Consider the following 25,289-nt stretch of genomic DNA (forward strand, 5'->3'; position numbering starts at 1 on the left):
GCGATGACCGTGCTGGCCGCCGCTGCGCTGCTGGCGGCATGCACGACCCCTCCCGGTCCGCAATCGTCCGATATCGCGAGCCCGTCGCAATGGCCGAAACTGGCCGGCGGGCAGGGCGCAAGTGACTATCTTGTCGCAGGGGACGAGGATGCCAGCGTCGATCAGAAGTGGTGGTCGCGCTTCCGCGACCCGACCCTCGACGCGCTGGTGGCCGAGGCGCTGGAAGGCAACAAATCACTCGCGATTGCCACGGCGCGCGTGGAAGAGGCGCGCGCCGGCCGGCTGCTGGCGCAGTCCGCGCTGGCACCGCAGGTCAATGCATCGGCCAGCAGCGAGCGCGCCAATCGTGGCTTCGTGACCAACGATCACGCGGTGACGATCAATCAGGTGGCGATTTCCGCAGCGTGGGAGGTCGACCTGTTCGGGCGCAACCAGGCACGCACGGCACAGGCGACGGCGATCCTGCAATCGACACAGGCGACGCGGCAGGCCGTGCGTGTGGCGTTGCTGGCCGAGGTGGCCCGCACCTACTTTGAACTGCGCAACGTCGATCGTCAGCTGGACCTCACGCAACGCAATCTTGACAGCCAGCGACGCACGCTCGAACTGATCCAGGCACAACAACGCGGCGCGCTTGTCAGCAACTTCGACGTCCAGCGTGCCGCCGCGCAGGTGTCGGCCACCGAGTCGCTGTTGCCCGCGCTGCGCACCGGTTACGACGCGGCGGCAAACCGGCTGGCGACGCTGCTCGGGCGGCCGCCTGGCACGCTCGCGGCGACGTTGGCGACAGCGCAGCCGTGGCAGGCCATCGATCACGGTATCGTGGTATCGGCGCCGGCGACGGTGCTGGCGGAACGCCCTGACGTACGCGCCGCGGAGCGCCAGTTCGCGGCGACCATCTCGGCAAGGCGGGCGGCCGTGGCGGAACTCTTCCCGAACATCTCGCTGACGGCCTTCTTCGGCGCGCAGAATGCCACGCCATTCTCCTCCACGCCGTGGGGCATTGGTGCGGGCCTGCTTCAGCCGGTGCTGAACTTTGGCCGCATCCGGTCGCAGATCAACGCCGCGGATGCCAGGCAGACCCAGGCCTTTCTCAGCTATCAGCAGACCGTACTAGATGCGCTGGAAGACATGGAGAACGCGCTATCCGGCTACCTGAACGAGAACGTGCGCAATGCATCGCTGCTGGCAGGCGTGACGCAGAACCGCAAGGCTGCCGAACTGGCGCGGATGCAGTACAAGTATGGCTACGTCGGGTTGCTGGACGTGCTCGTGGCCGAACGAGACCTGCTGGAAGCCGAGTCGCGGCAGGCGACGTCCGATGCGGATCTCCGCAAGGATCTGGTGCGGATCTTTGCGGCGGCCGGGGGTGGCTGGCAGACCGAGTAGTGTCAGGCGCGGTCGCCGGCGCCGCGAGATGGGATCAGCGCCATCAGCTGGTCGGCGACCGTGTGAAGCAGTTCGCGCGAGAGCCGCGGGTCGTCGACCGCACGGGACATGGCCAGCGCCCCGACGCAGGCGCTGCAGATCAGCCTGGCCTGGGCCACGGCCTTTGGCTGGTTTTCGGGCGGTAGCAGCGAGGTAATCAGCGCCAGCAGTTGTTGCAGGCGCGCCGTGTACAAGGCATGCGGCGCATCACCGGTCTTGTCGGCGTCGTTGAGGAAAGCGGTGATGGCGCAACTGGTCTCCAGGTTGTCGCGATGGGGTTCGGCCAGGTATTCGCGCACGGCACGGCGAAGATCGGCGCGTGCCTTTGCGCGCCATGCGGTGGTATCGAGGAACGCCTGTGTCATGGCCTCCCGAATCAGCGCTTCGCGAGAATCGAAGTGCTTGTAGAAGCCGCCGACCGTGAGGCCGGCCTCCTTCATGATTTCCGCCACGCCGATGCCACGCAAGCCGTGGACGCGAAAACGCCGGGCTGCGATTTCCACGATACGTGCGTGCGAACTTTGCTTGTCAGCTTGTGAATATCCCATCTGAGCGGGCCGTGGAGTCGGGAGTATGGTCTTCGTCGGCTGCAGTGTGTGAGCCACGTGCCAATTATAGCGACGAAGACCAGCCACAGGCGTTCCGATTGCCTCCCGGCGCTTGCGGAACCCGGGGTCCTTGAAGCTCGCGTTGCTCACGGTATTGAGCTAGTGTCGATGCCATGAAGACCGCCGGTGAATCGCATGCACCAAGACGGGYGTCGTGATCAGGTGATCGCGCCAAGCTGCCAGGGAACGAACTCGTTCTGGCCGTAGCCATGCAATTCGCTCTTTGAGCGCTGTCCTGAAGCCGTCGCCAGCATGAGGCTGAAAATCACTTCCCCCAGTTCGTCGATCGACTGCGAGCCATCGATCACGGTGCCGCAGTTGATGTCGATATCCTCCTGCTGGCGCTGCCACAAGGCGGTATTGGTGCCGAGCTTGAGGGACGGGGCCGGCGCGCAGCCATAGGCGGAGCCGCGCCCGGTGGTGAAGCAGATCAGGTTGGCGCCACCAGCCACCTGGCCGGTCGCCGAGACCGGATCGTAGCCAGGGGTGTCCATGAAGACCAGTCCAGCCGCCTCCACCCGCTGCGCGTAGCCATATACGTCGACCAGGTTGGTGGTGCCGCCTTTTGCCACGGCACCGAGCGACTTCTCCAGGATGGTGGTGAGCCCGCCCGCCTTGTTGCCGGCGGACGGGTTGTTGTCCAGGCTGGCGTTCATGCGTGCGCAGTAGGCTTCCCACCAGCGGATCCGGTCGAGCAGCTTGTGCCCGACTTGCGGCGATACGGCACGGCGCGTCAGCAAATGCTCGGCGCCATAGATCTCCGGGGTCTCGGACAGGATGGCAGTGCCCCCGTGCGCCACCAGCCGGTCGACCGCCGCGCCAAGCGCSGGATTGGCGCTGATGCCGGAATAGCCGTCGGAGCCGCCGCATTGCAGTCCGACCAGCAGGTGGCTGGCATCGACGGGCTCGCGTCGCACCCGGTTGGCGTCGGGCAGCATCGCCTTGATCTGCTCGATGCCCGCCGCCACCGTACGGGCCGTGCCGCCGGTGGCCTGGATGGTCATGGTCTTCAGCGCGGCACCGCGTGCCAGTCCCTCGCTGTCGAGCAGGCCGTCGATCTGGTTGGTTTCGCAGCCCAGCCCGACGATCAGCACGGCTGCGAAGTTGGGGTGGCGCGCATAGCCCGCCAACGTGCGTCGGAGCAGCGCCAGGCCTTCGCCTTCGCCATCCACGGCGCAGCCTTGCCCGTGCGTCAGGGCCACCACGCCATCCACGTTCGGGTAGTCTGCCAGCGCCTGCGGATTGATCTCGCGCCGGAAATGCTCGGCGATGGCGCGTGCCGCGGTGGCAGAGCAATTGACGGACGTAAGGATACCGATGTAGTTGCGCGTGCCGACCCGCGCGTCGCCACGGACGATGCCCATGAATTGCGCGCGCTGCGCCGCCACGGCGGCAGGGCGCCTGGCGGCGCCAAACGCGTAGTCGCGCTCGAACTCGCCGATGGCCAGGTTATGGGTGTGGACGTGCTCGCCTGGCGCGACCGGGCGCGTGGCGAAGCCGATCACCTGTCCGTAGCGGCGCACCGGCGCGCCGGCCTCGAGTGCGCGCACTGCCAGCTTGTGCCCCGCGGGCACCAGGCCGCGTACCACCAGGCCTGCGCCTAGGCGCACGCCCGCCACCAGTTGCGCACGCGCGATGACGACATCGTCATCCGGATGCAGACGTATGACGGGTTCGCCGGCTACTGCTGCGGCTTGTTCCAGGACGGCGCTCATGCTGCGGCCTCCGGCAGGGGGGCGGCGGCACGGCGTTCGCCGCCGATATCGTGAAGTCCGGGGATGGTCATGTCAGGTGTCTGGATGCAGGGAATACGGGAAGCGGTCAGGCCGCCTCGGAGGAACCAAGCGGCAACGCCGGGGAGGGGCGGGCCCGTGCGCCGACGCTCGTCAGCAGCAGCACGCCGACTACGCCCGCGATTGCCAGGGCCAGCATGCCCGCTTGCTGGCTATGGAACGCGGATTCGACCGCGGTTTTCAGCGTCGGCGCGATAAAGCCACCGAGATTGCCCAGCGCGCCGATCAGGGCGATGCCGCTGGCCGCTGCAGTGCCGCTCAAATACGCGGTGGGCAGTGTCCAGAACAGCGGCTGGACCACCACAAAGCCGACAGTAGCCAGGCAGAAAGCCATCAGCACGGGCACCAGTTCATGCCCCAGCGTCGACAGGCCAATACCCGTGGCCGCCATGGCAAGCATGGCCATGGCGAATTCCCGTTGCTTGCCCCTGGCGTCCGCGATGCTGGTGATCAGGCGCAGGGCAATCAGGGCGCACAGCCACGGAATCGCGGTGAGCAGGCCCACCTTGGCGCCGATTGCCGTGCCGGTCAGCTCGGAAATGCGCGTCGGCAGGTAGAAGATGACGCCGTAGACGCTGACCTGGATGGCGAAGTAGATGGCGACGAAACGCAGCACCTGCCAGTTGCCCAGCGCGCCCAGTGCGGTGGCCGGGCCGTGCGCGGTCTTCTGCTTGTCTTCCGCGGCGATCGCGGCTTCGAGCGCGGTCTTCTCGTCGGCGTCCAGCCACTTGGCATCGCGCGGCCTGCTGACCAGGTAGAAGAAGGCGATCACGCCCACCACCGACGCCGCCAGGCCTTCGATGATGAACATCCATTGCCAGTTGCGCAGGCCCAGGTGGCCACCCATCACTTCGAGCAGCAGCCCCGAGAGCGGCCCGCCCAGCACCAGTGCCACTGGCAAGCCGAAGTAGTAAATGCCGAGCGCCTTGCCGCGCTGGCTGGCAGGGAACCAGTAGGTCGAGTACAGGATCACGCCCGGCGAGAAGCCCGCTTCGGCCACGCCAAGGATAAAGCGCAGCACGTAGAACGAGGTCTGGTCGTGCGCGAACATCATGGCCGCGGACGCCAGCCCCCAGGTGACCATGATGCGGCTGAGCCAGATCCTGGCGCCGACCCGGTGCAGGATCAGGTTGCTGGGGATTTCGAAGACGGCGTAGCCGATGAAGAAGATGCCGGCGCCAAGCGCATAGGCCGCGTTGCCGATATTCGAATCGACCATCAGGGCTTGCTTGACGAAGCCGACATTGGAGCGGTCGAGCATCGACAGCGCGAACATCAGCGCAAGGAAAGGCGCGAGGCGCAGGCGTGCCTTGCTTACCGCGCTTGCGAGCGGATCGTGTTTGGCAGCTTGAGTCTGCATGGGTTGTCTCCGGTACGAAGCCGCGCGTCGCGGCCTCATGTCATGGATTGCGGCATCCCCGTCTTTTGCTCGCGCGAGGATAGCTGCTGTGTTCAGGGCGGGGCGCCGTGGCGCCCGTTCAGCAAGCGCCGTTCAGAAGTTGGTGTGGCCGCGCGCGGCCAGGTTGGCCATCAGGGCGCGTACGCCGAACGTCCACGGAGCGATGCGGTCGCTTCGGCCCACGCGGTTGACCAGGCTGCCAAGCTGGCGGCTGGAGATGGTGACGAGATCGCCGTCCTTGTGCGTGAAACCGCCGCCAGCGGTGTCGCGGTCTTCCACCGGCGCGAACAGCGTACCCAGGAACAGCATCGCGCCATCGGGATACTGGTGGGTCGCGCCCATTGCCTGCTCGGCCAGCTCCAGCGGGTCGCGCGTGATCTGGTCCATCGAGCTGGTGCCGGACAACACAAAGCCGTCCGGGCCATCGACGCGCAGGTCCACGGTCRCCCGCCGCACGTCGTCCAGCGAAAAGCTCTGGTCGAACAGGCGCAGGAACGGCCCGATCGCGCAGGAGCCGTTATTGTCCTTGGCCTTGCCCAGCAGCAGCGCACTGCGGCCCTCGAAATCGCGCAGGTTGACGTCATTGCCCAGCGTGGCGCCGGGCACATCACCGCGGCTGTTGATGGCCAGCACGATCTCGGGTTCCGGGTTGTTCCATGCCGAGCCGGGATGCAGTCCGATTTCCGTACCGGTGCCGAGCGCAGAAAGCAGCGGTGCCTTGGTGAAGATCTCGGCGTCCGGGCCGATACCCACCTCCAGGTACTGGGACCACATGCCATGCTCGATCAGCAAGGCCTTGAGTTCGCCCGCTTCGCGGGAACCGGGCCGGATCCGGGACAGGCGCTCGCCCACCAGCGCGCAGATCCGGCTGCGGACCTCGGCGGCGCCTTGCGGGTCGCCCTTGGTCTGCTCCTCGATGACGCGCTCCACCAGGCTGCCGGCAAAGGTCACGCCTGCCGCCTTGATCACCTGCAGGTCGCATGGTGCCAGCAAGCGGGCCAAAGCGTCGCCGCCGCGGGGACCGGCCATATTGGCCAGCAGCTCGTCGAGCGTGCCGACCAAGCGCCCGCGCGCATTGCGAACCACCGTGACCGGGTCGTCGTGTTCGAGCAGGGTGCTCATGGTCGGAGCGACATCGGAAATGTCGAATACACCATCCGGCCGCAGGACCACCACGGCCGGACCCGCCGGCGCGCCGTCACCGGCCGGGATCCATGCGCGGCCGACCAGCGTCCCCGCCAGCCCGTCGGCAGGAAGCGTTTGCTTGGCGCTGAGCGCGAGCGGCAATGTCATCGATTGTCTCCACCTGATGTTGTTGTCATGAGCGCCGTGATCACCGCGGCGTTGGATGGAACTCTACGTGGCAGTCCGATAAACATCCAATCGATTATTGGGTAGAATCAATTCCGTTTAGTTATTGATTCGACCGGGTTTACCCCGTTTATGCCCAGACAAACTGCTTCCGCCCCTTCCGCCGTGCTCGCCAAGCTGCGTTTCCGGCACCTGCAGCTGCTGGATGTGCTGGGACGCAGCCACAACCTGCGCATCGCGGCCGAGCAGTTGCATATTTCCCAGCCGGCTGCCACCAAGATACTGAGCGACATTGAAGACACCCTGCAGGCCAGGCTGTTCGATCGCTTGCCAAGGGATATGCGCCCGACCGAACTGGGCGAGTTCGCGCTGCGCTACGCGTCGACCGCACTGGCCGAGCTCGGCAAGTTCGTGAGCGAACTGGAAGCGCTGCGAGCCGGCGGGCACGGCCACCTCACCGTTGGTGCGATTTCGGCGTCGGCCGCGCAGGTGGTGACTACGGCGATCCGCGAGATCCTGCAGCAGCGCCCGCGGCTGGTCGTCAAGCTGATCGAGCAGAGCAGTGACCAGCTCGCGATCTGGCTGGAAGACCGGAAGCTGGACATCATGGTCGGGCGGCTCACCGAGCCACGGCACCAGGCGATCTTCGATTTCGAGGCGCTGTCACCAGAGCCGGTCTGGGTCGTCTGCCGGCCGGGACATCCCTTGCTGGACCGGCCCAGGCTGGAAATTGCCGACATCGGCGCATGGCCGTGGATCCTTTATCCGCAGCGCACCGCCATCCGGCAACTGTTTGATGAAACCGTCGCGGCGGCGGGCATCCAGGGCCTGGTCGGCATGGTGGAGACACCATCGATCTTTTCCACGCTGGAACTGCTGCAGGCGACGGATATGCTTTCGCTGCAGCCGCGCGCCGTGGTCGAGCGCTTCGTCGCGGAAGGCATGCTGGCGCACGTGCCGGTGCCGATCCGGCGCGCCATGTCGAGCTACGGCATTGTCATCCGCAAGCATGAGTTGCCGTCGGAGGCCATGCAGCAGTTCATGGCGGCGCTGCGGGCGGCGGCCCGGTGAGACAGGGCGGGGATCGCAGGGTTACAAGGTCGACGAACCGGTTGCGGAGGAGCACTCCAAGCGCGCACGCACAGGTCCGTGTCCGCCAGCCGGTTCAGTCGTCAGGGCGTGGCGAACGAGCCGTAGGCAGCCTTGCGAGGACCTAGTTTTGCGAGCGCCTCTGCCTGCACGGCCGCGCAAGCGATGCCGTCAAGCAGCGGCACGTCTGCCTGGGCGGCGATCGCCGGTACGTACCCGCATAACGCAGCGGCCACGGTGACGACAACGTCCGCACCGTCTTCCCGGCTGAGCGACATCACCGCATCGAGCATCATTGCGCCGGCCTCGTCCGCAAGTCCGGCGCCATATGGGGCCGCCGTTTCGATGCCGCGGATGCCAGCCACGCGCCCGGCATAACCGTATGAGGCCGCCAGTTCGCGGTACAACGGCGTCAAGGCAGGGCCGATCGTCAACAGTCCGATCCTGCCGCCTATCATGCTTGCCGTGGCCAGGGCCGCTTCGGTCGTTCCAACGACGGGGACAGTCAGCATTTGCCGCAGTGCGTAAAGGGCCGTGTCCATCGAAACCCCGAGAATCACTGCATCGACATTGGCATCCAGCGTCCGCGCCATCTTCAGCAGGCCATCGATTGACGCGGCATTGTCCACCCGCGACCGGATAACCGCGGGGCCCGCGGCGTTGGTCAAGCCGAAAATCTCGCATGTGTCGCCGGTCGCCCGCCTGGCTTGCGCAAGCATGCGGTCGGTGATGTGCTGGCTGGCATTGGGGTTCAGGAGGGCGATTCGCATGGGGCTGGCGTTGTCAGTAGTCGTAGAAGACGCTGGTAAGTTCAAAGCGGTCGTCCTGAGAGGCACGCCGCGCGACAGATGGCCTGCTCCCGGCGTTGGCGTTCTAGGCCTGCGGCGTGCCGCCGGCCGCGCCAGCCTGGATCAACAGCACCGCATCGCGCTTGTTGAGCAAGTGCTGGCGCAGGATGGCGGCAAGCCGCTTGCCATCGCGGGTTTCCAGGGCAAGCAGCATCTCTTCGTGGTCGTGGATGGCGCTGTCCCATTTCGGCTTCTGGTAGTTCGAGCGAAAGCGCAATGCCTGCAGCCGCCGGTTCACCGACAGATAGGTCTGGCGCAGCGCGGTGTTGCGTGCCGCAAGGTTGATCTGGTCATGGATCTGGTGATTGAGGCGGTAGTAGCCGGGCAGGTCTTCGTTCGCCCGGCATGCCAGCATCGCATAGTGAAGGGCCTTGATTTCCGCCAGTTCGACGGCCGTGATGCGCTCGCAGGCCAGCTCGCCGGAGAAGGCTTCCAGGCCGCTCATCAGTTCAAAGGTATCCAGTATCTCGTCGGTAGTAAGGCGCGATACGGTCGCGCCGCGATTGGGCGAGATATCGATCAGCCCTTCGGCGGCAAGCACCTTCAGTGCCTCCCTCAGCGGCGTGCGCGAGATGCCGAGGGTCTCGCAGAGTTCGCGTTCATTGAGCTTGCGGCCCGGCTCCAGAACCCCCTCGACGATGAATGAACGCAGGTGAGCGACCACCGTGTCGTGAAGGCGCTGGCGTTCAACCTTAGGCAGGACCAGGGCCGGCGAATCCATCACTTGGACCTCTTGTTTTAGCATTCAAAATTCCCTCTTGGCGTTTGCATGCGATTTTAGCAGACGCTTAACCGAAACTCAAAAATCCGCGTAAACCCGCGCCGTATATGGCATGCCGGGGTAAACACTACGCAAATTGCCGCTTCCTTCGTGAAGTCTGTCTGGTAAAGTATTTTGCATTCAAAACTCAAAAGGAGGAGTCAAATGCTGAATCTCAACTTCCACCCGGCCGGCCGTCACTTCCTGCAGATCCCCGGACCGAGCCCGGTGCCCGATCGCATCCTGCGCGCCATCAGCTACCCGACCATTGACCATCGCGGGCCGGAATTCGGCGCCCTGGGCCTGAAGGTGCTGGAGGGCATCAAGAAAATCTTCAAGACTGCGCAGCCGGTGGTGATCTATCCGGCTTCGGGCACAGGGGCATGGGAAGCGGCGTTGTCGAACACCCTGAGTCCCGGCGACACGGTGTTGATGTTCGAGACCGGCCACTTCGCCACGCTGTGGAAGAAGATGGCCGAAAACCTCGGCATCCGCCCCGAGTTCCTCGGATTGCCCGGGGTGGAAGGCTGGCGTCACGGGGTCCAGGCCGATATGATCGAAGCCCGCCTGCGCGCCGATACCGCGCATGCGATCAAGGCAGTGTGCGTGGTGCACAACGAAACCTCGACCGGCGTGACTTCAGATATCGCCGCCGTGCGCCGCGCCATCGACGCGGCCGGGCACCCGGCATTGCTGCTGGTCGACACCATCTCGGGGCTGGCGTCTGCCGACTACCGCCATGACGAGTGGGGCGTGGACGTCACCGTGTCAGGCTCGCAGAAGGGCCTGATGCTGCCGCCGGGCATCAGCTTCAATGCGGTGTCGCCCAAGGCCATCGAAGTGTCTCGCGCGGCCCGGTTGCCGCGCAGCTTCTGGGGCTGGGAGGAGATCATCGAGATGAACCGCACCGGCTACTGGCCCTATACGCCCAACACGAACCTGCTCTATGGCCTGTCCGAAGCCCTCGACATGATCCTGGAGGAAGGGCTGGACCAGGTGTTTGCCCGCCACCAGCGCCTGGCCGAAGCCTGCCGGCGCGCGGTCAGTGCCTGGGGCCTGGAGATCCAGTGCGCTGACCCGGCGGTCTACAGCCCGGTGCTCACCGGCGTGATGATGCCCGACGGGGTCGATGCGGACCTGGTGCGCCGGAACATCTATGACCGCTTCAACATGTCGCTTGGCGCGGGCCTCGGCAAGGTCAAGGGCCGCATGTTCCGCATCGGCCATCTGGGCGACTGCAACGACCTCACGCTGATGGCCACGCTGGCCGGCTRCGAAATGGGCCTGAAGATGTCGGGCGTGCCGGTCGCGGCAAGCGGCACTGTGGCCGCCATGGACTATCTCGCCGCGCACGCCACGCCGCTGCCGCTCAAGGCTGCGGCCTGACGTAGCCACTCCATCCCGGACAGGGGCGGGCGCCACGCGTGCCCAACGCGCCTGCCGGGACGGATCGCAACGGATCAGCGCAGCACTGCCGTACCTGACAAAAAACAGAGGAGACGCTGTGGATACAACACTGCAGGCGGGAGCAAAGATCAGGACGTTCGAGGATGCGACATATCGCAAGGTGAGCTGGCGACTTGTGCCATTCCTGATGGTCTGCTTCCTGATCGCTTATCTCGATCGTGTCAACGTAGGTTTTGCAAAGCTGCAGATGGCGCAGCAACTGGGCTTCAGCGAAACCGTCTACGGGCTGGGCGCCGGGATTTTCTTTATCGGCTACTTCTTGTTCGAAGTGCCGAGCAACCTGGCATTGCACAAGTTTGGCGCCAAGATCTGGATCGGCCGGATCATGATCACGTGGGGGCTGCTTTCCGCGTGCTTCGCGTTCGTGCAGACGCCAACCCAGTTCTACACGCTGCGCTTCCTGCTGGGGCTGGCCGAAGCCGGCTTCACGCCGGGCATCGTGTACTACCTGTCGTGTTGGTACCCGTCACACCGGCGCGCCAAGATCATGGCCATCTACTGCATGGGTTCGCCGCTGTCCGGCATCATCGGCAATCCGCTGTCCGGGTACTTGATGGGCGGCATGGCGGGTGTGGCCGGCTGGAGCGGCTGGCAGTGGATGTTCCTCATCGAGGCGGTACCGGCAGTCYTGCTCGGATGCTTCTGCTTCTACTACCTGGACAACTCCATTGCCAAGGCAAAGTGGCTGACCAGCGAAGAGAAACAAGTCCTCGAGCAGGCAAAGACCGAGGACGTCAAGGCGGCGGATCCGCAGGCGCGCGTCGGCAAGGTATTCACCGACCCTCGCGTCTGGCTGATCAGCCTGATCTGCTTCTGCTATGTCACGGGCCAGTACGGCATCACGTTGTGGCTGCCCACGTTCATCAGGTCGACCGGTGTCAGCGACCCTTTCCATATCGGCTTGCTGAGCGCCATCCCTTATATGGCGGCGATCGTCGCGATGTACTACTTCGGGCGCAGCGCCGACAGGCACCGCGAGCGGCGCTGGCACCTGATCATCCCTTGCATGATGGGGGCGATCGGTTTCCTGGCACTGCCCTGGGTCATGCACAGCACCGCGCTGTCCCTGGTGTTCCTGTCGATCGCCGCAGCCGGTATCCTGACCTGCACGCCGCTGTTCTGGTCCTTGCCGACGGCATTCCTCAGCGGCGCGGCGGCGGCGACGGCGATTGCCATGAGCAACTCGATCGGCAATCTCGCCGGCTTTACCAGCGGCTACATGATCGGCTACCTCCGCGACGTGACCCAGAGCGGCAATAGCGCCTACTACATGATCGCCGGGATTCTGATCCTTGGCGCCTTCGCGATCTGGACGCTGCCCGCCAAGCTGGTCAACCGATAGCAGGTGATGCGGGGCGCGGGCGTTGCGCCCTGGCTCCGCATCCCCGGCACCACAGCAACCTTCGTCAACACTTCGCGCGCCCTTGCCGGCGCATGGAAGCTCTCATGACAAACTCGTACGAACCGGGGCCGGACGGCCCGCGACATCACGCCCCGTTCAGCGTGGTGGAAGCTACCGTTGCCAGCGCGCATGCCGCGATGCGGGAGGGCCGGCTGACCGCGCTCCAGCTGGCGCGCGAATGCCTGGACCGCATTTCGGCGTATGACCAGAGCGGTCCCATGCTGCGCAGCATCCTGCAATGCAATCCGCTCGCGCTGGAAGAGGCCGCGCGCATCGACGCCATCGCCGGGCGCAACCCGTCACAGGCCCTTGCGCCCCTGCACGGCATCCCGGTGCTGGTCAAGGACAACATCGAATGCGATGGCATGGCAACCACTGCGGGCGCCGCCTGCCTGCGCGGAAATTTGTCCGCCGGCGATGCCTTTGTCATCCGCCGCCTGCGCGAGGCCGGCGCCATCGTCCTGGCCAAGACCAACCTGCATGAACTCGCCTCGGGAGGCGAGACGGTCAGCACCCTGGCTGGACAGACCCTGAACCCCTATGACCTGACGCGCACGCCTGGCGGTTCCAGCGGCGGCACCGGCGCCGGCATCGCCGCCAGCTTCGGCTTGCTGGGCATCGGCACCGACGGCGTCAATTCGATCCGCTCGCCGGCCTCTGCAAACAGCCTGGTTGGCCTGCGCCCGACCATGGGGCTGGTCAGCCGGTCGGGGCTGGTCCCGTGCGGGCTGACGCAGGACACCATCGGCCCGATCACCCGCACCGTCGCCGATACGGCGCGGCTGCTCGATGTCATTTCCGGCTATGACGATGCCGACCCGGTCACCAGCGTGGGCGCGCCGCACATTCCGGCGAGCTACACCGCAAGCCTTGACCGCGATGGACTCAAGGGCGCGCGCATCGGCGTGCTGCGCCATTTCTTCGGCGACCAGGAGGTGCACCGTCCCGTCAACGCCGTCATGCAGGCAGCGCTGTCGGTGATCGCTGCCCAGGGCGCCGAGCTCGTCGCGATTGAAGACGCCATCAGCCCGGACGAATTGCTGGCCTCCACGCTTGTGCACCACTACGAGATGGAGCGCGATCTCGACGCCTACCTGAAGGGGATGGCACCCGGCGTGCCAGTGCGCTCGATGAAGGACATCATCGCCGCGGGGGAGGTCCATCCGAGCGTGGCGGGAACGCTGGTTACCGCTGCTGCCCTGAGCGGTCGGGAACGCGAGTACCGCGAGCGGCTGCGGCGCCAGCAGGCATTGCGCGAGCGGCTGCAGGACCTGATGGCGCGTCATCGGCTCGACGCTCTGGCGTTTCCGCACCAGCGGCGCCTGGTGGTGCCGGTTGGCGAGACCCAGGCAGAGCGCAATGGTGTGCTCGCATCGGCCACCGGCTTTCCGGCCATTGTCATTCCGGCCGGGTTTTCGGCACCGGACGGCCATGCACGCCAGGGCGTGCCGGTCGGACTGGAGTTCTTTGGCCTCCCTTTCACGGAACCCGTGCTGATACGGCTTGCCTTTGCCGCGGAGCAGGCGTTGCGCGCGCGCCGGCCACCGCACTCGACACCAGCGCTGGCATAGCGAACAGCCGTCGGAACGAAGTTTTATCGCTGCTCTACAAACGCCCGCCGGACACGGCGGCGACAAGGTCGCGGACATACCGCGACACCCTCGCAACGAGGAGGAGACAAAGATGGGCGCAGAAACTGTAGTTCAATCGCCGAATTCCCCACAGCAGCACGAACTCGACCGGGCCATGGATGGCATCGGGGTAACGGCCTCGCACAAGAAGATCATTTTCCTGATCATGCTGGGGGTGATGTTCGACGTCTTCGAGCAGAACGCCGTTGGCCTGGTCGGCCCCATATTGCGAGAGCAGTGGGGAATCTCGGTCGCGGAAATTGGCTTCCTCAATACGCTGACCTTCAGCGCCGCCGCGCTGGGGCGCATCGGCTCCGGCTATATCGCGGACCGCTACGGCAGGCGCACGATGCTGAGCGTGAACTTGCTGCTGTTCACGCTGGGCGCCATCATCTGCGCGCTGGCACCCAACTATGGGGTATTGGCGGCGGGCCGCTTCATTGTCGGCATCGGCCTCGGCGGCGAAATCTCCATTGCCGTGACCATGCTGGCCGAATTGTGCTCGACGCGCTTCCGCGGTACCGCGGTAGGGATGGTCAGCGTGGGCAGCGGTGGCCTGGGCAATATGCTGGCCCCGGCCTTCGGCTTGGCCGTGTTCGCCCTGTTCCCGGGGCCGGACAGCTGGCGCTGGCTGTTTGCTTGCCTGGTGCTGCCGGCGTTCTTTGTCGTGTTCTACCGGCGATTTATCCCCGAGACGCCGCGCTTCCTGCTGTCCAAGGGGCGCGTGGATGAAGCTAACCGGGTGCTGTCGGTCCTCGCGTCCGGCCGCCTGGGCAAGCTCGACGGGGAGCCGACACCTTATATCAAGGCTGCGGTGCAGGACGACGCCCCGCGCACCAAGGTGCGGTTGAGCGATATCTTCAGGGGGCGACTGGGGCGACGCACGATCGCACTGGGCATTGCGGTATCGATGACCTACGGCGCGCAGATCTCGGTGCTGACCCTGATGCCGACCATCCTGATGTCGCAGGGCTACACCATCTCGAAGAGCTTTCTCTTTACCATGGTGATGCAAAGCGGCAGTCTGTTTGGCGCGCTGGCGGCGTCATACTGCGGCTATCACTTTCCGCGCAAGCGCGTGCTGACGGTCGGCGCGGGGCTGGCCTGCGCGGCCGGGCTGTGCTTCGGCTTCCTGACCTATAACGTAGCGCTGGTGCTGCTATTTGGCGCCGCCTTTACGTTCTGTGTGGTGTTGCTGAACACCTCGATCTGGATCTTCGCGCCGGAGCAATATCCGACCCATGTGCGCGCATTCGGCACCTCGGTGATCCTGGCGCTTGGCACGCTGGCGGGAGCGCTGACGCCGCTGGTCAGTGGCCGCGTGTTTGAAAGCCATGGTGTTGGCGGCATGTTCAGCATGCTCGCTGCAATGTACGCCGTGTTTGCGTTGAGCGTGCAGTTCGCGCCGGAAACCTTCGGGCGCGCCATGGGTGAGACCGCCGCCGACGACGAAGCCGGCCCGGCAGTCGATGGCAGTACAGCGAGTGCAATCCGGTCGTGAAAGCCGGTCCGCTCGCCGCAGCGCGCGTTGCACGCTCGCCGGCGAGCGGCGCTGAAGGCGATATTCATCACATTTGAAGAGGTACTTGAACGCATGACATCATCCAATATCGACCGGGTTGCGCAGGCGCTGCTCAGCGCGCGGGGCGAGCGCCGTTGCGCCGATGCGGAGCTTTTCGCCACCGCACTTGAAAACGCCGACCAGGCCTATGCCGTTCAGGCGATCGTGGCGCGTTCGCTGGGCTGGAAAGACGCCGGCACCGCCTACTGGAAATCCGGGGGTGCTTCGCGTGACGCGACGCTGACACATGCGCAGCTGCCGTCAGCCGGCGTGTGGGCCAGTCCCGCGCAGGCCGGCGACTGGCCCTTCACAAGGCGCGGCATCGAGGCTGAAATTGCGCTGCGGATCGGTCGCAGCGTCGACGCCGCGCAAGCGGCCAGTCTTGACCGCGCCGGCGCGGGGGCGTTGGTCGATGCGATGGCGGTGTCCATTGAAGTCGTCGATTCGCGCTGGCAGCAGTACGTGGCCGCGCCAGCCCTGCTGAAGCTCGCCGACTTGCAGTCACATGGCGCACTGGTGCTCGGAGAGTGGCGTGACTATGTCGGCCGGGACTGGGCTACCCAGCGTTGCCGGGTGCAGATCGGCACCGAAGCGACCGAGCGCCGCGGCACCCATGCGCTCGGCGATCCGGCCTACGGACTGCTTGCGTGGCTGCGCCACGCCACGCGCGAGGGACGACGCGTGGAGGCTGGTACGGTTGTCACCACTGGCACCTGGGTGGGCATCCTCGACGCGTCCGAAGGCGACCTCGTGACCGCGGAGTTCGATGGCATCGGACACGCCTCGGTCCAGCTCTGAGGAGGGCTGAGGACACGCCCCCGTGGCCAGCACAGACGCCGGATCAGGCGATCCTACGGCGCAAAGTTGCTCACTGCCACCCGGCGCTTGTCCTCGCCGATCTTGGACATCGGCACCTTCCGCTCTTGCAGCAGGCGGTAGGTTTCGGGCGACATGATCGCCACGGCATGCTGGCCATCCTGCCATTTTGCGATGAAGGCATCGAGTGTCGGCAGCCATTTTTCCGGCTCCTGCTGCGTGCCGAACTCCAGTTCGTCCGGGTGCTCCACCATCACGGTGGCATGGCGCAGGTAGAACGGCAGCGTGTGATCCAGCGTGCGTACGCCGTAGATCGGCATGTCGTCGGTGAGCACGGCCCGGATCGCCGGCACGAGGTTCGCGCCGGAGGCCGGGCCACCGATCGATTCGTGCCCGAGCAGCGCCGTGGTAAATCCGGCGAACAAGGCGAGCGAGTACACCAGCATGCTGGCCATCCGGCCATGGGTGCGCAGGAGCCGGCGGGCGGGCCACAGCCCTGCCAGCATCACGACGAACGCGGCCGCCACCCAGACCGCGTAGCGGCGGTAGTCGGCGTTGGCCGTGTGGTTGGAATGCAGCGTGGCCACTACCGGGCTGGCCAGCAGGCCGACCACCATGATCGCCATCATGCCGCTGACCTGGCGGCGCCAGCCGCGGTCGTCGATGCGCTCGAGCGCAATGGCGGCCAGCATGCCCAGGGCGGGGAAGACCGGCACGATGTAGCCGGGCAGCTTGGAGCCCGACAGGCTGAAGAAGACGAAGATCGCGCCGGCCCAGGCCGCCAGCAGCAGCGGCGGGCGGAACTGCCGTGACGTCGCCGTGCGCGCCGCCGCGCGGTCGTCGCGCAGCACCGCCCACATGCGCGGCGCCAGCCCGAGCCAGGGCAGGAATCCCGCCACCAGCAGCGGCACGAAATACYAGACCGGCCCGCCGCGCGAATGCACGGTTGAGGTATAGCGCTGCCAGTGTTCGTGGATGAAGAAAAAGTGCGGGAACTCGGGATTGCGCGCCGATACCAGCCAGAACCACGGCACGGTGACCGCCAGCATCAAGGCGATGCCAGTCAGGAGATGCAGACGCTTCCACAGGGCGACGTCGCGCGAAATCAGCGTGTAGACCACCAGCACCAGCCCGGGCAGCGCGATGCCCACCAGCCCCTTGCTGAGGATGGCCACGCCCATCGCCACCCAGCATGCCCACATCCAGTAGCGGCGCGCCGCCGGCGTGGCCGCGGGATGCTGGGCCACCAGCATGAAGGCCAGCACGCAGGCCATGGCGCCGGACAGCGTCATGTCCAGCGAATTGAAATGCGCCGCCACGCTCCACATCGGCGCGGCCACCAGCACCAGGCCGGTCAGCAGGCCCGCGCGCTTGCCGTACCAGCGGGCCGCCGCGAACATCGACGCCACCAGCCCCACCATGCCCGACAGCGCCACGCACAGGCGCGCCTGCCAGTCGCCCACGCCGAACAGCGTGTACGACAGCGCCGTGACCCACATGTGGAACGGCGGCTTCTCGAAGTACTTCAGCGCGTTGTAGCGGATCGTGACCCAGTCGCCGGTGGCGAACATCTCGCGGGAGATCTCGGCATAGCGGCCCTCGTCGGAGCTGAGCAGGTGGCGGGCGCCGAGCGTGCCGAACCACAGCAGCAGCACCGCCAGGCCTGCCAGCAGCCAGATGCCGGCCGGCAGGCCCGCCACCGGCCGGGCAAGCCACTCGGGTCCGCGGGGTTGCGCGTTGGCGTGATCTTCGGGGTGAACCTCGGTGTGAACGCGAGTGGGAGATCGGTCTTGCATCGGATGCTTGTGATCGCTCATGCGCTGCCCTGCGCCGGAAACACCACGGCCACGGTGAGGCCGCGGCCCGCCGGGCCGTCTTCCAGCCGCACCGTGGCGCCATGGCGCGTGGCAATGTTCTGCACGATCGCCAGGCCCAGCCCGCTGCCGTGCGCGTCGCTGGCATTGCCGCGGTGAAAGCGCCGGAACACATTGTCGCGCTCGGCCGGCGCGATGCCCGGGCCGGTATCGGTCACGGCCAGCACGGGCGCGCCATCGGCCAGCTCGATGCGCAGGTCGACCCGGCCGCCGGCGCCGGCGTAGCGGATCGCGTTGTCGGCCAGGTTGCGCAGCAGGATGAACAGATCGCCGGCCACGCCGCGCACCCGGCATTCGGGGTCGCGGGCTTCCAGGCCCAGGTCCACCTCCCTGGCTTCGGCCATGGGCAGCAGCTCCCGTACCACCTGCACGGCCACGTCGTGCAGGCGCACGTCGCCGACCAGCGACTGGGCCGCGGAGGTACTGTCCTCGCTGCGCGCCAGCGTCAGCAGCTGCGCCACCAGGTGGGTGGTGCGGTCCAGGCGGTCGCCCAGCTTGGCCAGCGCCAGCTTCTGCTTGTCAGCGCTGTCGGCGCGCAGGGCGAGCTGCAACTGCAGCTTGAGCGCCGTGAGCGGTGTGCGCAACTCATGCGCGGCATCGGCGACGAACGCACGCTGGGTGTCCATCGATTGCCTGAGCCGGTCGAGCAGGGCGTTGAGCGCTTCCACCACCGGCACCAGTTCAGGCGGGCCGCTGTCGTCGAGCGGCGCCAGGCTGTCGGCCGAGCGGCTGCCGACCGCGCGCGCGATCTCCTCCACCGGGCGCAGCGAGCGCCGCACCACGAAGTGGATCAGCAGGCCAAGCACCGGGACCAGCACCACAATGGGCAGCAGTGCGCCAAGCGCGAGCGAGGCCGCCAGCTTGCGGCGAAACACCAGCGATTGCGCGGCCTGCACATAGCGCTCGCCGACGTGCGCGCCGTAGATGCGCCATTCGCGGCCTTGCGCGCGCAGGTCATGGAAGCCCGGCRGGTCCGCGCGCGGCAGCGAGATCGGATGCGAGGCGTAGACCTGGCGGCCCTGTACGTCCCAGGCCTGTACCACGATCTCCTCGTCCAGTTCGTGGTCGCCCAGCGGCGGCGTGGTTTCGCTCGCCAGGTGTGGCGGCAGTATGCGCGCTGCCTGCTCCAGTTGCGCATCGAAGACCTCGCTGGCTTCTCGCCTTACCTTGAAGTATGCGCCCGCGCCCGCCACCAGGGCGCACATGAGCATCGCCCCGAGCAGGCCGGCCAGCAACTGGGCACGGATCGTCCTCATGCCGAGCCTCCCAGCTTGTAGCCGACACCGCGCACGTTGCGGATGAAGTCCGCGCCGAGCTTCTTGCGCAGCGCGTGGATATGGACTTCCACCGCATTGCTGCTGATTTCCTCGTTCATGTTGTAGACGGCTTCGCGCAGGCGCTCATGGGAGACCACATGGCCGGGCTGTTCCATCAGGGCCTGCAGCACCATGAACTCGCGCATCGACAGCGCGACGATCTCGCCCGCGCAGCGTACCTCCCGCGTGGCCGGGTCCAGGCGCACGCGGCCATGGGCCAGCTCGCTGCTGATGCGCCCGGCGCTGCGGCGCAGCAGCGCGCGGATGCGGGCAAACAGTTCGTCTAGATCGAACGGCTTGACGAGGTAGTCGTCGGCCCCGGCGTCGAGTCCGCGCACGCGGTCCGCGGTGGCGTCGCGCGCGGTCAGGATCAGCACTGGCAGCGCCAGCCCGCGCGCGCGCAGTTGCCGCAGCACGTCTTCGCCGGAGCGCCCGGGCAGGCCCAGGTCGAGCAGCATGGCGTCGTAGGTGCCGGGGGCATTGGCGGCCAGCGCGGCATCGGCCAGGCGTCCGTCCCTGACCCAGTCAACCGCATAGCCTTCGGCCCGCAGGCCTTCCTCCACGCTTTCGCCGATCATCGGGTCGTCTTCCACCAGCAGCAGGCGCATGGCAGGGGTCCTTTGTACGTTGATGGGTCGCCGTCAGCGCCGCTGCAGCCGGTCCAGGCGCAGGCGCTGGCGGTGGTCGGTCAGGCGCCGCACCGCCAGCGTGGCGGCCAGGATCACGCCGAGCATGCTGCCCCCGGCGAGCAGGAACATCAGCAGGATCTGGTAGCGCGCCGCGGCGATCGGGTCCATGCCGGCCAGGATCTGGCCGGTCATGATGCCGGGCATGGTGATGATGCCGGCCGCGGCCATGGTGTTCATGGTGGGCAGCATACCGCTGCGCACCGCCTGGCGCACGATCACGCGCAGCGCGGCATGGCGGTCGTCGCCCAGCGCCAGGCGCGCATCGATCGCCGCGCGCTGATGCCAGACGGCGGTAAAGGCGCCGTTGAGCGCCAGGCTGGCGGCGTTCATGACGTTGCCGAGGATGATGCCGGCCAGCGGGATGGCATGGCGGGCGTCGTACCAGGGCGTGGGGCGCAACGCCGTGGTCAGCGCCAGCACGGTCACCACCAGAGTGGGCAGGCTCACGGCGGCGGCGCCGATCAGCGCATGCCAGGGGCCCGCCAGGCGCCGCTCCTGCCGGCTGCCTACCTCGCGCGCGGCGGCCGCGATCATGGCCGTCACGGTCAGCGCGGTCGCCAGCGGCGAGGACAGGCCGAACACCGTGCGCAGCACCAGGCCGACCAGCAGCAACTGCACTACCATGCGGCCGGCGGCCCAGAGCAGGCTCCGGTGCACGCCCAGCGACATGGCCAGCGATGCCCCGGCGCCGCCGAGCACAAGCAGGCTGGCCAGCGCCAGATCGTAGGCCGAGAGCGGGATCGGGGTCATGTCGGCACCGCCTCCAGCCCGGTGGCGCCGAGGCGGTAGTGGCGGTCTTGCAGCCGCGCGACCTGGGCGGGATTGTGCGACACCACCAGCAGCCCGAGTCCCTGCGCCTTGCAATCGTCAAGCAGGGCTTCCACGGCGAGCGTGGCGGTGGCGTCCAGCGCCGAGGTCGGCTCGTCAAGCAGCAGGAAGCGCGGCCGGCGCACCAGCGCGCGGATCAGGGCCAGGCGCTGCCGCTCGCCGGTGGACAGGCGCGCCGTGGCGGCCTGCAGGATGTCCGGCGGCAGGTGCAGGCGGGCCAGCAGTGCCTGTGCCGCCGCCGCATCTTCCATGTGGTCGAGCACGTCGTCGCCCCACCACCCGGACTCCGCCGCCACGTACATGACCTGGCGCCGCCAGGCCGGCGCGCYCATGCTTTCGCGCGGCACCAGGCCCAGCCTGACATCGCCGCGATTGGGGTCGAGGTCGGCGATCATGCGCAACAGCAGGCTCTTGCCCGCGCCGGAAGCGCCGGACAGCACCACGCAGCGGCCAGGCTCCACGGCAAGGCTGAACGGCCCGCGCCCGACGCCTACCACCCCACTGACGACCAGGCTGGCGGCCGCGGGAGGCACGGCAAACACAGGGGAGGGCACGCCATTGCCGGCGGCACGCTGCGCAACGGGCGCCATCGGGTCTCCCAGTGTCATGGGTTGAGCCATCCGCGCGCGATCGGTCTGGCCAGTACGTATCGGTAAAGCTGCTCGGCACGCGCCGTGAGCGTGGCAAGCAGCGGGCGGGTGGACGCGCCCGCCGCGATGGCCGCGCAACACGCCGCCAGCGCGAACGCGCCGGCGATGTCCAGCGGAAAGTGTACGCCGAGGTAGACACGCGCCCAGCCCGTGGCGGCCGCGGCCGCCAGCAGGCCGGCTCCGCTCACGCGCAAGCCGGCGCTGCGCGCGCGGACCAGGACGAAGCCGAGCGTGGCCAGCAGCGTGACGTGGTCGCTCGGGAACGAGGCGTCGGCGGCATGCGCCAGGTAGGTATGGCCGATACCCGCCATGAACGGGCGCGGCATCGGCAGCAGCGCGCCGAGCGCGGCGGCGCACACAGCGCCCAGCGCCGCCGCGGCCAGCGCGCCGATCACGGCCTGGCGCTCGCCTGGCCGCCCGCGCAGCCAGCCGGCGGCCAGCACCAGCGGCCCGGCGGCGACCAGCGCCTCGGCCAGAAAGGCGGCAATCCAAAGCCCGGCGCCCGCAAGCCCTGCCGGGGCGTTCAGGTGCTGGAACAGCGTGAGATTGAGGGCGAGCAGCGTCGGCATCGGGATCCTGCGAGTCTGGCGATGCGACAAGGATAGGGCGCGKTGGCTTAAGAAACTCTTAAGGGCGGTGCCACTGTCACGCCTCGCCTTGACCATGCCGTGCTTGTTTCAACCTTTGCGTCACGGGCTTCCGCCCCGTGTAGCCCGAGGCCAAGGTGCTCATCGAGCGCAGGCCACACAGTGCCCATCGCCATCAACCTCCGGCCAGGCTGGGAGCGCAGGTCCACTGTGATCAATCACAGTTTGCCGCCAAGCTGTTCGTGCATACAATCGCAGCAATTCCACCGCTGAAGAAATACGGGCGCTCCATGCCGACCTCCGGCCGCAAGCTGAACGCAGTCTTGAACGCAGTTCCATCCCGAGCAGTCGCAGGGGCGGTGGCGGCGTGCGCGGTCGCAGCCGATTTCAAGACGCCGGCCGCTACGACGGTTGACGGCTACACGCCCGAGCCGCCGCCAGCCCAGACCTCTCCTGCCGCCACTCAGAGTTGTTCCCCGCGGGCAACGTCTTCTGGAGGCTGGCCGGCCAGGTCGCACAAGCTTTCTTTGCCGGTGGCACGCTCAATCGCTTGCATGGCGCGTCTCCAAATCCTGCTCGTCCTATGGGTCGATTTCCAAGGCTGCAACCCGCGCATCCAGCTTTTGCGGATTCTCACGCTGTCGTACCGACGAGCACGCCAGACGTGCTTTACCCGAGCATTCCCTGTCACGCTGCGGCGCTACTGCACATTCGGCTATCCCATGATCCTGATGGAGGCGACCGCGCTTTAACAGCATTCCTGCAATCGGCTTGGCGCAAGCTGCATACGCGCAGTCGTCGTTCCCCGCGTTGTCCGCGTTGCAATGCCGGTTTAACTCGCTATGACGGCGTGGATACCAGTGGGTTGCCACAGTTCTTCTGTCATCACTGTCAACGCCGATTTAATCGATTGACCGGCACTCCGATGGCCAGGCTTAAATCGCCGGATAAGGTGTGGACGTATTTCCACCTCCTGTCGAAGCCCATTTCGGTTGCCGCATGTGCAAGGCAACTCGACATCGCGCACGAAACGGTATTGAACTGGTCGTTGCAGACGCGCTTGTGGTTGCTTGCGTTGGATCCCACCGGAACCTGGGAGCGCCGCGTGCAGCTTGGCGTGCGCTATGCGGTGGCACCGTCCAGCGCGCTGGAAAGCCCAGTCTTCCCGTCGCAGGGCTGCAGGTGTGCTTTGGCAAGGGACGAAGGCGCGTTTCAAGGCGGCGCGGACAACGGGCCCTTGTTAATGCGGGTCTGCCCGCTATGTGAGCGGGCGCGTAGCCTCGCAAACAAGTAGCAGGACAATAAGAAAGGCGTCGTCGTGGTCTCCGGCCGGTGGCCAAGCCCGCTACTGCACCCGATGTCACGAACACGTTGGTGCGCAGGTAGTACTACCGTTCATACACGATCATTGCGCCGACTACGAATGGCGAGAGCAAGCGGGCGCCAACGTAACGAAGGACCGCAACGTATGTGCGACAGGGTCATCCCTTGTGCTTGAAAGATAATTCTTTYAAACACGCTAGTCTCTTGCGGCACCTCCCCACCAGACACGGATCGTTTCGGTCATTTTTACCGCGGACTATTGACGCAATTCTCTGTCAATTTAATTAGATTCCGTCATCGCTTGAAAATGGTCAGGGGTAGCTTACGCCTAAGCGAGTGAAGCTCGACGCATTAGGGAAATTCCGGGGCAACAGAAAGCTCCCTGCAATGGATTGGAAAGCTCTTTGTAAGATGCCCCTGTCATAAATGCGCAGACTATATGTAGGGAGCGTTTTATGTATAAGAAACCAACTAAAATAAARGTTGGTGCAGCCGTATTTCTGGTGTGTGCTTCCAGGGTTGCGTTTTGTGTCGAGCTGAGTGGAGACACCAATCCAGTGCCGCTCGTGCCGGCAGCGACGAAGCCAGTGCCAGCCAGCAGCACGCCAGCCACTGGATGGGACCGGTCAGTCCCGGGGACGCGCGCRCCTGACGCGTCCGAGACTTCTCCGGCCACGACGGTCAGTGAGGAAGAAAAGACGAAGGGTCTCGTCGGACCGGGGTTCTCCTTGTGGGAGTTGTCGGAAGAGTTGCGCGCCAGCAACCCGCAACTGATCCAGGCTCGCTCGCTGTATATGGCAGCGAAGGCCACAGTGCCGCAGATCGCCGCCCCCAACAATCCGCAGGTGGGGTTCATCTGGAGCAACCTGCCCAAGAACAGTCCGCTGGCGCTGGCGCGCGCCGAGACCTTTAGCTATACGCTCACGCAGTCCATCCCCTTTCCGGGCAAGAAGGCACTGGCCGCCGATATCGCCAACACGCAGGCAGAGTCCATCGACGCGCAGCGCGACGCGCTGTACCTGCAACTCTATGCGCAGCTAAGCACGACCTACTTCCAGGCGCTGGCGCAGAAGGCACAACTCGATGTGTTGCACCTCAATCTCAAGCGGCTGGAGCAGGTCAAGCAGGTGGCACGCATCCGCTACGCCAACAATGCGGCGGGCTATGTCGACTATCTGAATGCACAGGTGGCCCAAAGCAGCGCGCAGAACGACACCTTTGGCCTGGAACGCCAGTACGACAACGCACTCAAGACCATCAACACGCTGATCGGCAAGAATCCCGAGTTTCCGCTCGAATTGCGCCAGGACGCCAGCGCAGCACGCTTGCCGCCCACGCCTTTGCCCGAACTGGAGGATATGGCGCTGCGGGAGCATCCCAATATCCGTGCCTCGCGCTTCCAGGTGGAAGCGGCCGAGAAAGGCGTGCGCCTGGCCCGCAAGGCCTATCTGCCCGACTTCCAGATCGTTGGCACCTTCAACGGCAACAACCCGCCACTGGGCTTCAAGCCGGCCAGCTACGGCATCGAGTTCGACGTCATCATTCCGCTGTTCTTCTTCACCAAGGAGAAATATGGCGTGGATGAGGCCGTGGCCAACAAGGTGGCGTCCGACGCCAATCAACAGTCGGTAAGTCAGCAGACCCTGCTGGCGGTGGACACCGCGCACAACAACCTGCGGCAGTCGGTGAACCAGGCCRAGTTCCTGCGCCAGCGGCAACTGCCTGAAGCCCTGACAGCATACAAGATGGCCTTCACCAACTACGCCAATAACAATGCCGTCTTCACCGACCTGCTCACTGCGAGCTCCGCGCTCAAGAATGCCGAACTCGCAGTAACACAAGCCGAGTCCGAAGCACGCCAAGCCTACTACACGCTCGCCGCCGCGGTGGGCCGGGACAAATTCTGAAG

At 66.1% G+C, this 25,289-nt stretch carries 21 protein-coding genes; 9 read left to right on the top strand and 12 right to left on the bottom strand.

Annotated features, from left to right (window positions below; translation table 11 throughout):
- Positions 1-3: 3 nt before the first annotated feature.
- Positions 4-1,389, top strand: a complete 1,386-nt coding sequence (locus AC1DO7_RS03675) for an efflux transporter outer membrane subunit (protein WP_441650023.1) — start codon at positions 4-6, stop codon at positions 1,387-1,389.
- A 2-nt stretch (positions 1,390-1,391) separates the two neighbouring features.
- Here the strand turns inward: AC1DO7_RS03675 and AC1DO7_RS03680 are convergent, their stop codons facing one another.
- The 4 genes from AC1DO7_RS03680 to AC1DO7_RS03695 form a co-directional block, all read right to left on the bottom strand.
- Entirely contained in the window at positions 1,392-2,126 is a 735-nt protein-coding gene (locus AC1DO7_RS03680) for a TetR/AcrR family transcriptional regulator (protein ID WP_441621796.1), read from the bottom strand.
- A 68-nt stretch (positions 2,127-2,194) separates the two neighbouring features.
- Positions 2,195-3,751 carry a UxaA family hydrolase gene (locus AC1DO7_RS03685; RefSeq protein WP_441621798.1) on the bottom strand — a complete coding sequence of 519 codons (1,557 nt, stop codon included), beginning with the start codon at positions 3,749-3,751 and terminating at the stop codon, positions 2,195-2,197.
- A gap of 106 nt (positions 3,752-3,857) precedes the next feature.
- Complete coding sequence (locus AC1DO7_RS03690; protein ID WP_441621800.1) at positions 3,858-5,189, bottom strand: MFS transporter; 1,332 nt, start codon at positions 5,187-5,189, stop codon at positions 3,858-3,860.
- Between the two features lie 132 nt (positions 5,190-5,321).
- Complete coding sequence (locus AC1DO7_RS03695) at positions 5,322-6,521, bottom strand: fumarylacetoacetate hydrolase family protein (RefSeq protein WP_477115799.1); 1,200 nt, start codon at positions 6,519-6,521, stop codon at positions 5,322-5,324.
- Between the two features lie 150 nt (positions 6,522-6,671).
- On the opposite strand from AC1DO7_RS03695, the gene AC1DO7_RS03700 reads away from it, so the two are divergent.
- A complete protein-coding gene (locus tag AC1DO7_RS03700) occupies positions 6,672-7,610 on the top strand; it encodes a LysR substrate-binding domain-containing protein (RefSeq protein ID WP_441621804.1) in 939 nt (312 codons plus the stop codon).
- A 101-nt stretch (positions 7,611-7,711) separates the two neighbouring features.
- Here AC1DO7_RS03700 and AC1DO7_RS03705 read toward each other — a convergent pair whose 3' ends face one another.
- A complete protein-coding gene (locus tag AC1DO7_RS03705; protein WP_441621806.1) occupies positions 7,712-8,398 on the bottom strand; it encodes an aspartate/glutamate racemase family protein in 687 nt (228 codons plus the stop codon).
- Between the two features lie 103 nt (positions 8,399-8,501).
- Complete coding sequence (locus AC1DO7_RS03710) at positions 8,502-9,221, bottom strand: GntR family transcriptional regulator (protein WP_441621808.1); 720 nt, start codon at positions 9,219-9,221, stop codon at positions 8,502-8,504.
- Between the two features lie 180 nt (positions 9,222-9,401).
- Here AC1DO7_RS03710 and AC1DO7_RS03715 point away from each other — a divergent pair, with 180 nt between their 5' ends.
- The 5 genes from AC1DO7_RS03715 (at position 9,402) to AC1DO7_RS03735 (ending at position 16,095) form a co-directional block, all read left to right on the top strand.
- Positions 9,402-10,622 (top strand): pyridoxal-phosphate-dependent aminotransferase family protein, encoded by a 1,221-nt coding sequence (locus AC1DO7_RS03715; protein WP_477115800.1) that lies wholly within the window; start codon positions 9,402-9,404, stop codon positions 10,620-10,622.
- Positions 10,623-10,740: 118 nt separating this feature from the next.
- Positions 10,741-12,045, top strand: a complete 1,305-nt coding sequence (locus tag AC1DO7_RS03720) for an MFS transporter (protein WP_441621812.1) — start codon at positions 10,741-10,743, stop codon at positions 12,043-12,045.
- A 104-nt stretch (positions 12,046-12,149) separates the two neighbouring features.
- The gene (locus AC1DO7_RS03725; RefSeq protein ID WP_441621814.1) at positions 12,150-13,676 is read left to right on the top strand and encodes an amidase family protein; all 1,527 of its coding nucleotides are present in this window, start codon (positions 12,150-12,152) and stop codon (positions 13,674-13,676) included.
- A gap of 112 nt (positions 13,677-13,788) precedes the next feature.
- Positions 13,789-15,237 (top strand): MFS transporter, encoded by a 1,449-nt coding sequence (locus AC1DO7_RS03730; protein WP_441621816.1) that lies wholly within the window; start codon positions 13,789-13,791, stop codon positions 15,235-15,237.
- 93 nt (positions 15,238-15,330) lie between these two features.
- A complete protein-coding gene (locus tag AC1DO7_RS03735) occupies positions 15,331-16,095 on the top strand; it encodes a fumarylacetoacetate hydrolase family protein (RefSeq protein ID WP_441621834.1) in 765 nt (254 codons plus the stop codon).
- A gap of 53 nt (positions 16,096-16,148) precedes the next feature.
- On the opposite strand, the gene AC1DO7_RS03740 is transcribed toward AC1DO7_RS03735, so the two are convergent.
- Genes AC1DO7_RS03740 through AC1DO7_RS03765 form a run of 6 tightly spaced genes read right to left on the bottom strand, consistent with a single transcriptional unit; the run spans position 16,149 to position 22,039 of the window.
- Complete coding sequence (locus AC1DO7_RS03740) at positions 16,149-17,930, bottom strand: glycosyltransferase family 39 protein (protein ID WP_477115801.1); 1,782 nt, start codon at positions 17,928-17,930, stop codon at positions 16,149-16,151.
- Positions 17,927-19,243 carry a sensor histidine kinase gene (locus tag AC1DO7_RS03745; protein ID WP_477115802.1) on the bottom strand — a complete coding sequence of 439 codons (1,317 nt, stop codon included), beginning with the start codon at positions 19,241-19,243 and terminating at the stop codon, positions 17,927-17,929. The genes AC1DO7_RS03740 and AC1DO7_RS03745 overlap by 4 nt, the downstream gene beginning before the upstream one ends.
- Complete coding sequence (locus AC1DO7_RS03750; protein WP_441621822.1) at positions 19,240-19,911, bottom strand: response regulator; 672 nt, start codon at positions 19,909-19,911, stop codon at positions 19,240-19,242. The genes AC1DO7_RS03745 and AC1DO7_RS03750 overlap by 4 nt, the downstream gene beginning before the upstream one ends.
- A gap of 33 nt (positions 19,912-19,944) precedes the next feature.
- Positions 19,945-20,742, bottom strand: a complete 798-nt coding sequence (locus AC1DO7_RS03755; protein WP_441621824.1) for an ABC transporter permease — start codon at positions 20,740-20,742, stop codon at positions 19,945-19,947.
- On the bottom strand, positions 20,739-21,428 hold the full coding sequence (locus tag AC1DO7_RS03760) for an ABC transporter ATP-binding protein (RefSeq protein WP_477115803.1): 690 nt from the start codon (positions 21,426-21,428) through the stop codon (positions 20,739-20,741). The genes AC1DO7_RS03755 and AC1DO7_RS03760 overlap by 4 nt, the downstream gene beginning before the upstream one ends.
- Positions 21,425-22,039 carry a phosphatase PAP2 family protein gene (locus tag AC1DO7_RS03765; protein ID WP_441643461.1) on the bottom strand — a complete coding sequence of 205 codons (615 nt, stop codon included), beginning with the start codon at positions 22,037-22,039 and terminating at the stop codon, positions 21,425-21,427. Before AC1DO7_RS03765 ends, AC1DO7_RS03760 begins: the two co-directional genes overlap by 4 nt.
- Before the next feature lie 883 nt (positions 22,040-22,922).
- Here AC1DO7_RS03765 and AC1DO7_RS03770 point away from each other — a divergent pair.
- Positions 22,923-23,351 (top strand): DUF746 domain-containing protein, encoded by a 429-nt coding sequence (locus tag AC1DO7_RS03770; RefSeq protein ID WP_441623422.1) that lies wholly within the window; start codon positions 22,923-22,925, stop codon positions 23,349-23,351.
- 757 nt (positions 23,352-24,108) lie between these two features.
- Positions 24,109-25,287: a TolC family protein gene (locus AC1DO7_RS03775; protein WP_477115804.1), complete on the top strand. Its 1,179-nt coding sequence runs from the start codon at positions 24,109-24,111 to the stop codon at positions 25,285-25,287.
- Positions 25,288-25,289 lie beyond the last annotated feature (2 nt).

The sequence above is a fragment of the Cupriavidus sp. 05N40 genome (assembly GCF_056397305.1).